This window comes from Lacimonas salitolerans, assembly GCF_042677865.1.
In the GTDB taxonomy this organism is placed as follows: domain Bacteria; phylum Pseudomonadota; class Alphaproteobacteria; order Rhodobacterales; family Rhodobacteraceae; genus Lutimaribacter; species Lutimaribacter salitolerans.
In genome coordinates, this window is sequence record NZ_JBHUDD010000088.1 from 1 (window position 1) to 1,586 (window position 1,586).

General features: G+C 59.6%; 4 protein-coding genes. 2 read left to right on the forward strand and 2 right to left on the reverse strand.

The window, feature by feature from the left end; all coding sequences use genetic code 11:
- Positions 1 to 68: 68 nt before the first annotated feature.
- Positions 69 to 650: a hypothetical protein gene (locus tag ACFTOW_RS13400; protein ID WP_379916538.1), complete on the forward strand. Its 582-nt coding sequence runs from the start codon at positions 69 to 71 to the stop codon at positions 648 to 650.
- Positions 647 to 1,030 carry a hypothetical protein gene (locus ACFTOW_RS13405; RefSeq protein WP_379916540.1) on the forward strand — a complete coding sequence of 128 codons (384 nt, stop codon included), beginning with the start codon at positions 647 to 649 and terminating at the stop codon, positions 1,028 to 1,030. Before ACFTOW_RS13400 ends, ACFTOW_RS13405 begins: the two co-directional genes overlap by 4 nt.
- Here ACFTOW_RS13405 and ACFTOW_RS13410 read toward each other — a convergent pair whose 3' ends face one another.
- Positions 1,031 to 1,222: a hypothetical protein gene (locus tag ACFTOW_RS13410; protein WP_143543380.1), complete on the reverse strand. Its 192-nt coding sequence runs from the start codon at positions 1,220 to 1,222 to the stop codon at positions 1,031 to 1,033.
- A 180-nt stretch (positions 1,223 to 1,402) separates the two neighbouring features.
- The coding region (locus ACFTOW_RS13415) for a hypothetical protein (RefSeq protein ID WP_379916542.1) at positions 1,403 to 1,586 on the reverse strand (184 nt) is incomplete at its 5' end.

Here is a 1,586-nt window from a genome sequence, read left to right on the forward strand (position 1 = left end):
ACGGATGTTAACAATGCAGGTGGGTCAGTTTTAGATGATCATAACCCACCCAAGTGGGTCACTTTTGCATGCCGATTCACAAGCATGACGCCATTATCGACGCGGACCTCTGGGATCGCGCCCATTCCATCTTGCAAGAAAGCCCGCGCAAGCGTGCCAATAACAGCCGTGCGCAGACGCCCGCGCTGTTGAAGGGGCTGATCTTCAGCGACACCGGTGCCGCCATGACACCCACCAGCACGAAGAAGGGCGTGAAGCTTTACCGCTACTACGTGTCGATGGATGTGATCCGGAACCGCGAGACAGGCGAGGAAACAGCACCAATGCGGCTCGCCGCCGGGATGGTCGAGGACGCCGTCGTCACCGAAGTCCGCCGCATCCTTCAGACGCCCGAGGTGGTCACGCAGGCACTGGCGGCCCTCAAACGTGATGGCGGCGGTGCATCCGAAGCTGACGCCATCGCGGCACTGCACGAGTTCAACGCCCTCTGGTCGCAACTCTTCCCGCCCGAGCAGGCCCGCATCATCCAGCTGCTGGTGCGGCGTGTCACCGTCACCAGCGCCGGGCTCGAAGTCGACATTCGGCGCGAAGGCATCGCGGGCGTTATCCGTGAGATGGTCTCGCCACGCCAGATGGAGGCTGCTGAATGACCAAGCCAGACGATACGATCCGCGTCCTGATCCCTTTGAACGTGCGCAAGAAGAACGGGCGGCCGAAGATCCTGCCACCCGCGGACTATCGGCCGAGCGAGGATCAGTCCCAAGATCCGCACATCCTGCGTGCCATCGGCCGCGCATGGGGGTGGCGGCGGCGCATGGAGGCCGGTGAGTTCGCCACCATTCAGGAACTGGCCAAGGCTGTTGGGTTGGCGGAACGCCATGTCAGCCGCCAACTGCGGTTGGCCTATCTGGCACCGGAGGTGCTGAAGCGGCTGACCTGCGGGCGAGAAGCGTCGGCGGTCAGCCTCTATGATTTGTGCTTCTTAGCAGGCGAGTCTTGGGGAGAGCAGACTGTAAGCGCCTTTCGCTGATCATGCAGGCTGTTTAGCTTTGAATGGCCGTGCCGACAGGAGCGCCTGGCGCTTCTTGACTGAAGAGATTGCCTCTCCGGTAGCCCCTCGCGACCCGGACACAACAAGCTTGATGTTCTTCTCGATATCCCGGTTGATCGTACCAATCCGCGTGGTCGCAAATGAACTGAATGATTTCTGCGCCTTACTCATCGCTAGGGGTTCCTTCGGCATGCATTGCCTCTCTTAGTCTGAACACTGCCACAAGCTGACCGACTTGTGCAGCAAAATCTTGAAGCGCCGCGACGGCAAGTCGGCGCTCCTCCCGGACGTTCTCATCCCCGTGGTTCTCGTCAGAGTTGGCAAAGCGCATCGGCACGTTGCTTGTTACGATCAACACCCCGACTGGCTCTTCCGCGTTAACACCGATAGGCACAGCCGCCAAGGAAACATATCGTTCATCATCACGTTCATCGAAATTGGAAGGCGACGCGCTAGGGTCTGTTGACGTTTAAGGATTCCCATATCGGCTTCGAAGTGATTCAAGGTTGCCAAATGGGAGGTGACCTTGATCCGC

Bases quoted from the DNA above. Each gene is read 5' to 3' on its own strand.
- ACFTOW_RS13410 (WP_143543380.1), bottom strand. From the start codon at position 1,222: ATGAGTAAGGCGCAGAAATCATTCAGTTCATTTGCGACCACGCGGATT.
- ACFTOW_RS13400 (WP_379916538.1), top strand. From the start codon at position 69: ATGCCGATTCACAAGCATGACGCCATTATCGACGCGGACCTCTGGGAT.
- ACFTOW_RS13405 (WP_379916540.1), top strand. From the start codon at position 647: ATGACCAAGCCAGACGATACGATCCGCGTCCTGATCCCTTTGAACGTG.